This window comes from Actinocrinis sp. (assembly GCF_035946395.1).
Lineage (GTDB): Bacteria > Actinomycetota > Actinomycetes > Streptomycetales > Catenulisporaceae > Actinocrinis.
In genome coordinates, this window is the sequence record NZ_DASYZI010000241.1 from 1 (window position 1) to 7,618 (window position 7,618).

Below are 7,618 nucleotides of genomic sequence, written 5' to 3' on the forward strand. Positions count from 1 at the left end.
CTCGCCGACCCCCACGCAAGCGCCGCCCCGCCACTCGCCGCCGCACCGGCGGCACGCTCCGGCGCACCGTGACCCGCCGCATCCGCCGCGCGGTCCGCCGCCGACTGCGGGCCGCCGCCCGCTCGATCACCAAGCGCCTCAACCAACACCGCGCCCACAACGCCGCGCGCCGCCGCGAGGTCGAGCGCGCCCGCACCGCCGCCGGGCCGCTCGCCCCCCGCTCGATCACCGGCACCCCCCGCCCCCCGCACAACACCAGCGCACCGACCACCGCCGCACGGCCAGCGGCGCCGATGAAGCAGCGCGTCAAGCGCACCAAAGGCGGCCGGTTCAACGGCTCGACCAAAGGCGGCACCAAGAAGACCACCGCGAAGAAGACCACGAACACGCTCACGCCCGAGGCGCGCAAGAACGCACAGACCGCGCGCTTGCTCGCGGCCGGCGACAAGCGCGTCGCCCGCATCGACAAGCGCACCGACACCACCGACACCCGGCTCAACCACGAATTCGGCCACTAACCCCACCCGCACGACCACGCGCCGCCGAACCAGCACAGGGCTCGGCGGCGCGCCTATTCCCGCCCTGACATCCATAGCAGCATCCTTCGGGGAGCCACCGTGAAAGCCCTGATCGCCCTGTTCATCCTCGCCGCGGTCTACCACTACGCCGGAGCGCCCGGCCTGTTCCTGCTCGGCGCCGCCGCCGTAGCGCTGATCCTGGCCAGGCTGCGCCCGTTCCAGACCTGCCCGCGCTGCCGCGGACTCGGGCACATGCGCCGGGTCATCGGCCCGACCACCGCGTGCCGGGCCTGCCATGGCACCGGCCTCAGGAAGCGCTCCCAACGCCGCAAAGCCCGCCACCTGCTCGGTGGCCAGCCGGCACGCGGCACGCGGCGGTGAGCAGCATGACCGTCCCGGCCGAGGGCGCGCTGACGCTGTTCGGCGAGCCGGAACCCGCCGTGCCGCAGACCCGCGGGCGCGGCAGCCGCCCCGCCCCGACCGCCCAAGACCCACTCCCGGACGGCGGTCAGAGCATCGAGGTCTTCGATCCGTCCCGCTGGGTCGTGGTCGGCTGGCGCGACGCCAAGGACTCGCCCTTCACCCCTGGGCAGATCCTCGCCGTGCTCAGCCACCACACCACACAAGGACCCTGCGCCCGCTGCGGCACCCCACATCACCGCTACGGCGAGGGCGGCGCTCCCCTGTGCCCCGCCTGCCGTACCCCGTCCGTCACCAGGGAGTGATCTGCATGCTCGACGAAAACAGCGAACCGTCCGAGGCCCTGGTCATGGACTGGAACGAGCACAACGACCACGCCGACGCGGCGGACTTCGACTTCGACGCCGCGCCCGAGCCGGACGGCACCGCGCTCGCGCTGGATGCGCTGTACGCCCTGGCGCGTGAGAGCCGCGCCGAGCAGCAGGCGGACATGCTCGACGCGCTCGCCGAGGCACACGCGGAAATGGTCGGCCTCGCCGAGATCCTGGCCGCCCGTGGCTGGGCCGACGCCTTCCAGAACTACGGCGCCGCGCCCCCGCCGCTGAACTGGCGCGGCTACGCCGACCCACGCGACCCGGACCAACAGCGGCTGGTCGCCCACCTCGGACAAGGGCTGTTCCTCGCCCACCGGCGCGCCACCGACCCGTGGAACAACCCGGCACACACCGACTTCACGCTGATCGCCCCGTGCCTGTGCGCCCCGAACCGGTACCGCGAAGAGCCAGTCACCGGCCTGTGGAACCTCGCGGACGCGCTCGACAAGGTCATCGGCCGGCAGCCCGAATGCACCCGCACCTGCCGCGCCTCACTCGCCGACAACCGCCGCACCCGCCCGTGACCCACACCCGACTCCGACCCCCGCCGATGGAGGCGCCCCGATGAACAACGCGCTGTCCGCCATGGCCGCGCTGCCGATACTCGGCTGGAGCGTGCACGCTGCCGCCCTGCGCCACCGCCTCACCCAAGCCCGCCGCGACCCGCTCACCCACCTGCCCACCCGCGACCAGTACACCACCCACGCGGCCCGGCTGCTGCGCCACCAGCCCGCGCTGGTGGTCCTGATCGACCTGGACCGTTTCAAGCCGCTCAACGACACCCACGGGCACGCCGCCGGAGACACCGCCCTGCGTCAAGTCGCCCACCGGCTCGCCCTCTGGGCACAGCGCGACGGCCTGGCCGCCCGCCTCGGCGGGGACGAGTTCACCGCCATCCTGCCCAACCCCACCGACCCACGCGCCGAACTGGCCGCACTACACACCGCGCTGACCCGACCCATCGCCCACCAGGAGCAGTGGCTTGACCTCGGCGCCTCGATCGGTGGGTTCCTGGCCGCGCCCGGCACGCCCATCGGGCGGGCGCTCAGCGTAGCGGACGCCGCCATGTACCAGGCCAAAACCTGCGGCGGCGGCTGGCATCTGAACTCTGGTGAGGCAGACCCGTCCCGATCCATCCCGCGCCGCTGGCATCGCAACCACCCCGCGCCCGTGAAGGAAACCGCGTGATCAGGGTGCGGCTGTACGCGCTACCCGAGGACAACAACGCCGCGGTCGCCGCCCTCGCCGAGGTCTTCGACGTGCTCGACGACTCCGGCGACCGCGCCCCACGCGGCCCAAGCCGGCTGCGTTTCCGCTACCTGACCGTGCGCATCCGCACCTGACCCGAGTTCCCTGCGCCGCGGCCCGGCTCGCCCCAACGGCGGCCGGGCCGCGGCGTGTCCGTGCGCTCTGCACGCGGCGCTGACCTCTCGCACCCTCGCCGCCTGATCCCTGGAGGCACCCCGTGGCCGCCACCATCACCGACAACCACCTGTTGACTGCCGCGCTCGATCTGGCCGGGCACGACATGCACATCTTCCCGCTCAAGCCGAACAGCAAGGTCCCCGCCCTCACACACGACTGGGAGGGCCGGGCGACCATCAACCCGGCCACGATCGAACGCTGCTGGGCCACCGGCGCGTTCAACATCGGTGTTGCGTGCGGACCCTCCGGCCTGTACGTGCTCGACCTGGACACCCCCAAACCCGACACCCCACCGCCCGCGTCACCGTTCGACGACCCCTCGATCACCACCGGCGCGGACGCTCTCGCACAACTCGCGCTGCTGAATGCCGAGCCCTACCCGGGCGACGTCATGACCGTGATCACCGGTCGCGGCGGCGAGCACCTGTACTTCCGCCAACCCGAGAGCGCGGCGCTGCGCAACACCGCGGGCAAGCTCGGCTACCTGATCGACACCCGCGGCGTCGGCGGGTACGTGGTCGGCCCCGGCTCTGTCGTCAACGGCAGGCCGTACCGGGCGACGTTCCTGGCCGAGCCGGCGCCGCTGCCCGCGTGGATCAGGCGCCTACTCGACCCGCCCAAGCGACTCGCACCGGCCGGGCCGCCGCCGCGATACCGCTCCCCGTCGAAGTACGCCGATGCGGTGCTGCGCGGCGAACTCGACAAGGTCCTGAGCGCGAAACCCGGTACCCGCAACGACACCCTCAACCGCGTCGCATTCACCCTCGGCACGCACATCACCCGCGGCACCCTGCCCACCGACCTGATCGAGCGCGCCCTGACCGAGGTCGCGCACCGCCTCGGCGGCGACGTGACCAAGAGCCTGGACACCATCAACAACGGCCTAAGCGCCGGAATGCAGAAGGGAGCAGCGCAGTGAGCGATGAAAACCACGCACCCAACCCGCCGCCCGAGGACGGCGTCGGCGGGCAGGTGGACGAGATCCTGTCGGCCGTCGGCGCGGAGGAAGCGCTTGCCGGTCTCGACCACGCCGACGACAGCGCGGCGGAGTCTGCGGCCGGGGACGGCGAGGGTGGCGGGCGCGGCCCGAGCCAAGCAACCCGCCTAGTCGACCTCGCCCGGCGCTCGTACCGCACCGTGCTCGGCAGCGACGGCAAAACCTACGCCGTACTGCTGGACGGCCCGAACCTCGCGCTGTCCCTACGCGGAGAGAACGGTTTGCGCACCCGGCTCGCCCGCGCCTTTTACGAGGAAACCCGCTGCGCCCCCGGCGCCTCGGCGCTCGCCGACGCCCTGAGCGTCCTGGAGGGAACCGCCGTGGACACCGAACCCGAACCCATCGCACTCAGGGTCGCCCGGCACGGTGATGATCTCGTACTCGACCTCGGACAACCCGACGGACGCTGCGTCGTGATCTCCCCGGGGGAATGGCACCTGATGCCCGAATCCCCAGTCCTGTTCCGCCGCACCCGCCTGACCTCCCCGCTACCGATCCCCGCTCGGCTCGCCGGCGGGCTCGACCAACTCCGCGGCCTGCTCAACGTCTCCGAGTCCGGATTCCGGCTGCTGGTCGCATGGCTGGTCGCCACCCTGTTCCCGGACATCCCGCACCCCATCCTCGCGCTGTCCGGAGAGCAGGGCACAGCCAAGTCGACCACGGGTCGTTCGCTGGTGTGCCTGCTCGACCCCTCGCCGGCGCCATTGCGGGCGGCGCCGAAGGACATGCGCGCATGGACCGTACAGGCCGCAGCCTCCTGGACCGTGATGCTCGACAACGTCTCCAGCATCCCAGCCTGGTTCTCCGACACCCTGTGCAAGGCCGTGACCGGTGACGGCATGGTCGAGCGCGCCCTGTACACCGACGACGACGTCAGCGTGCTCTCCTTCCAACGGGTCATCGGGATGACCACCATCGACGCCGGCGCACTGCGCGGAGACCTCGCCGAACGGCTGCTGCTGGTCGAACTGGAACCGATCCGCCCACACCAGCGCCGCACCGACGAACAAGTCAAAACCGCATACGAGAACGCCCGCCCGACGATCCTCGCCGCAATCCTCGACCTCACCGCCAAGGTTCTCGCCGCACTACCTGACGTGCGCGTGGAGGAACTGCCCCGGCTCGCGGACTTCGCGAAAATCCTCGCCGCCATCGACAAAGTCAACGAATGGACGACATTCGCGGACTTCACCATCCTGGCCGCGGAACTGACCGAGGCCGTCATCGAGGCCGACCCGTTCGCCGACGCGGTACGCACCATGGTCCAGGAACGCAAGGCGTGGTCCGGCACCGCCGCCATGCTCACCGAACTGGTCACCCCGCACGACGCACCCAAATCCTGGCCACGCACCCCGCGCGCGGTCGCCGGTCACCTACGCCGCGTCGCCCCGGCACTGCGCAAAAACGGCATCGCCATCGACTTCGAACGCGAACACGGCGGGCGCACCATCCGCCTGACCTACCAGCCCAACTAGAAGTTTTGGGAAATGACCGTCACACCGTCACGACCGTCACATGATCTTCAAACACGCAGCTCAGTGGCAATGCGCCTCGTGACGATAGGCCATGCCCGACCGTCACGCGACCGTCACGCCCGCTCCGGCCCGTGACGGTCACGATGACCGCGTGACGGTTGGCCCTTCCCTACCGTCACGCCGTTTACGCAGGTCAACCATCCTGCCGTGACGGTCGTGACGGTGCGACGGTCATTTCCCAAAACTTCTAAAGACGACCTCCCTAGCCCGTCGGCACAGCACCGCGCCGGCGGGCTAGCCGCGTTCCCCGGTCCCTCGCCACGGAAGGACACCCGGCCATGACCGCAGTCACCTTCACCCAACCCGTCCCCGAGCCCGAATTCCTGCGAGTCAAGGAAGCCATGGCAGTGCTGCGCCTCGGACGCACCAAACTCTACGAACTCATCCGCTCCGGACGCCTGACCACCGTCACCGAGGGACGCGCCCGCCTGATTCCCTCCGACTCGATCCGCGAATACAAGGCCTTGCTAAAGAAGGAAGCTGAGCGCAACTGATGACCCGAAAGAGGAATGATGACGACGGCGCGGTGCCGAAGAAGCGCCGCGCCCGCGGCGACGGCGGACTGTACTGGAGCGAGGATCGTCAGCGGTGGATCGGCGAAATCACCGTGGGCTACCGACCTGACGGCAAGCGCAAAACCCGCAAGGTGAGCGATGAGGACAAAAGCAAGGCTCTGAAAAAGCTAAAGGACCTTCAACGCGAGATTGATGAAGGCACGGTGCTTGCGGCAGGCACTTACTCCGTAGCCGACGCCGTCCGGGACTTCATCAAACACGGGCTGCACGGCAGGTCTCAGGCAACTGTGAAGAAGCTGACCGACCTCGCCAATGAGCACGTGATCCCGTACTTCGCCGGCCGAAATCTACGGGACCTAACGGCGGACGAGGTCGACGACTGGCTGTTGACCAAATCCGCGATGCTCGCGAGCAGCACACTCGGCAGCCTGCGTTCGCTGCTGAGACGGTCGATTACGCGAGCCCAGAAACGCAGCAAGGTCGGCCGTAACGTCGTGCTGCTCTGCGACGACCTCCCGAAGGGCACCGCCGGCCGGCCGTCCAAGTCACTCGACTTCGACCAAGCCGCAGCCCTACTCGCAGCTGCCGAAGGATCTCGGCTGCACGCCTACATTGTGCTCTCACTGCTAGTCGGTGCGCGCACGGAAGAACTGCGCCCGCTCACGTGGGCGGACGTCAACCTAGACGGCTTTCCAGACAGGCAGTCGCCCGTACCGCCGCACGTCTTTGTCTGGCGGTCCGTGCGCGAGGGTGGAGACACTAAGAGCCTGTCCGTGATCCCGTTAGGCCGCGTGTGGTAGTGCCGTGCGCGGCCTGGCGAGGCGACGTGTCATCAACATGATCATGCTGATGGTGACCATCGCCTCGTGGTTCCCGGGTAGGCGCTCATAATCCCTGACACAGCGCCGTCGCTGACAGATCCATGACAAGGTACGCTCGACGACCCACCTACGCGGCAGCACCACGAACCCGGTCACGTCATCGGTACGCCGCACGACCTGCACCGTCAAGCGCAGTATCCTCCTCGCGCCATCGATGAGCCTGCCGTAATCGTAGCCGCTGTCAGCCCACACCAATGTGATCTTGCCGTAGAGCAGGCGCAGCCGCTGGAGCAGGAAGAACGCCGCGTCACGGTCCTGCGCACTTGCCGCTGTCACATGCACTACCAGCAGCAGGCCCAGCACGTCCACCGCAATATGCCGCTTGCGTCCCCCCACCTTCTTCGCGTTATCCCAGCCTCGGCTGCCCTTGCCCACCGTCTCGGCCGCGCGCACCGACTGCGAGTCGATCACCGCCGCGGTCGGCTCGGCCTTGCGCCCCTGCCGCATCCGCTCCCGATCCCGCAGCACATCGTTCATCCCGTCCCAAACACCCTGCTCACGCCACCTCGTGAAGCAGCCGTGCACGGTCGAGCGCGGTGGGAAGTCGACCGGAAGCGCCCGCCACTTGCAGCCGTTGTCGGCCACATAGAAGATCGCGTCGATGATGGCCCGCCGGCAATGGACCTCCGCCCGCCCGCCGCGGGGCGTGTCGGCCGCCGGGACCGGCAGCAGCGACGCAATGAGCGCCCACTCACTATCGCGCAGGTCAGAAGGGTAGCGGCGAGGCCGGCCGGTCGCCTCGGCCGTACAGTCGACTCCACAAGCCCGGCATACCGCCCCAGCCGGCTGCATCACGATGGTCGGAACAGACGACAAGATGGCAGACTTCACGACGGCTCCTGGTAGTGCGGATCGGCCTCGACAACCGCTGCTCTACCAGGAGCCTCATATACTCAGCAAGTACGTACTCTCATATACCATCCACCCCGCAAGGATCACGGACAGGCTCTAAG

At 69.2% G+C, this 7,618-nt stretch carries 10 protein-coding genes and 1 pseudogene; 10 read left to right on the forward strand and 1 reads right to left on the reverse strand.

Translation table 11 applies throughout. The annotated features are described in order from the left end of the window. The 10 genes and pseudogenes from VGS97_RS14845 to VGS97_RS14890 all read left to right on the forward strand — a co-directional run. Positions 1-518 (forward strand): annotated as a pseudogene (locus VGS97_RS14845) (hypothetical protein); the annotation flags it as partial. Positions 519-617: 99 nt separating this feature from the next. Beyond that, positions 618-899, forward strand: coding sequence for a hypothetical protein (locus VGS97_RS14850; RefSeq protein ID WP_326854079.1), 282 nt, complete (start codon positions 618-620; stop codon positions 897-899). 5 nt (positions 900-904) lie between these two features. Beyond that, positions 905-1,243 carry a hypothetical protein gene (locus VGS97_RS14855; protein ID WP_326854080.1) on the forward strand — a complete coding sequence of 113 codons (339 nt, stop codon included), beginning with the start codon at positions 905-907 and terminating at the stop codon, positions 1,241-1,243. Between the two features lie 5 nt (positions 1,244-1,248). Then, the gene (locus VGS97_RS14860; RefSeq protein ID WP_326854081.1) at positions 1,249-1,836 is read left to right on the forward strand and encodes a hypothetical protein; all 588 of its coding nucleotides are present in this window, start codon (positions 1,249-1,251) and stop codon (positions 1,834-1,836) included. Between the two features lie 40 nt (positions 1,837-1,876). After that, entirely contained in the window at positions 1,877-2,500 is a 624-nt protein-coding gene (locus VGS97_RS14865; RefSeq protein WP_326854082.1) for a GGDEF domain-containing protein, read from the forward strand. After that, positions 2,497-2,655 (forward strand): hypothetical protein, encoded by a 159-nt coding sequence (locus VGS97_RS14870; protein ID WP_326854083.1) that lies wholly within the window; start codon positions 2,497-2,499, stop codon positions 2,653-2,655. Before VGS97_RS14865 ends, VGS97_RS14870 begins: the two co-directional genes overlap by 4 nt. Before the next feature lie 122 nt (positions 2,656-2,777). Then, positions 2,778-3,656, forward strand: coding sequence for a bifunctional DNA primase/polymerase (locus tag VGS97_RS14875; RefSeq protein ID WP_326854084.1), 879 nt, complete (start codon positions 2,778-2,780; stop codon positions 3,654-3,656). Beyond that, entirely contained in the window at positions 3,653-5,209 is a 1,557-nt protein-coding gene (locus VGS97_RS14880) for a hypothetical protein (protein ID WP_326854085.1), read from the forward strand. The genes VGS97_RS14875 and VGS97_RS14880 overlap by 4 nt, the downstream gene beginning before the upstream one ends. A 338-nt stretch (positions 5,210-5,547) precedes the next feature. Continuing rightward, complete coding sequence (locus VGS97_RS14885; protein ID WP_326854086.1) at positions 5,548-5,763, forward strand: helix-turn-helix domain-containing protein; 216 nt, start codon at positions 5,548-5,550, stop codon at positions 5,761-5,763. Next, a complete protein-coding gene (locus VGS97_RS14890) occupies positions 5,763-6,584 on the forward strand; it encodes a hypothetical protein (protein WP_326854087.1) in 822 nt (273 codons plus the stop codon). Before VGS97_RS14885 ends, VGS97_RS14890 begins: the two co-directional genes overlap by 1 nt. Here VGS97_RS14890 and VGS97_RS14895 read toward each other — a convergent pair. Then, positions 6,567-7,496, reverse strand: a complete 930-nt coding sequence (locus VGS97_RS14895) for an IS5 family transposase (protein ID WP_326854089.1) — start codon at positions 7,494-7,496, stop codon at positions 6,567-6,569. The genes VGS97_RS14890 and VGS97_RS14895 overlap by 18 nt on opposite strands. Between the last annotated feature and the right edge of the window lie 122 nt (positions 7,497-7,618).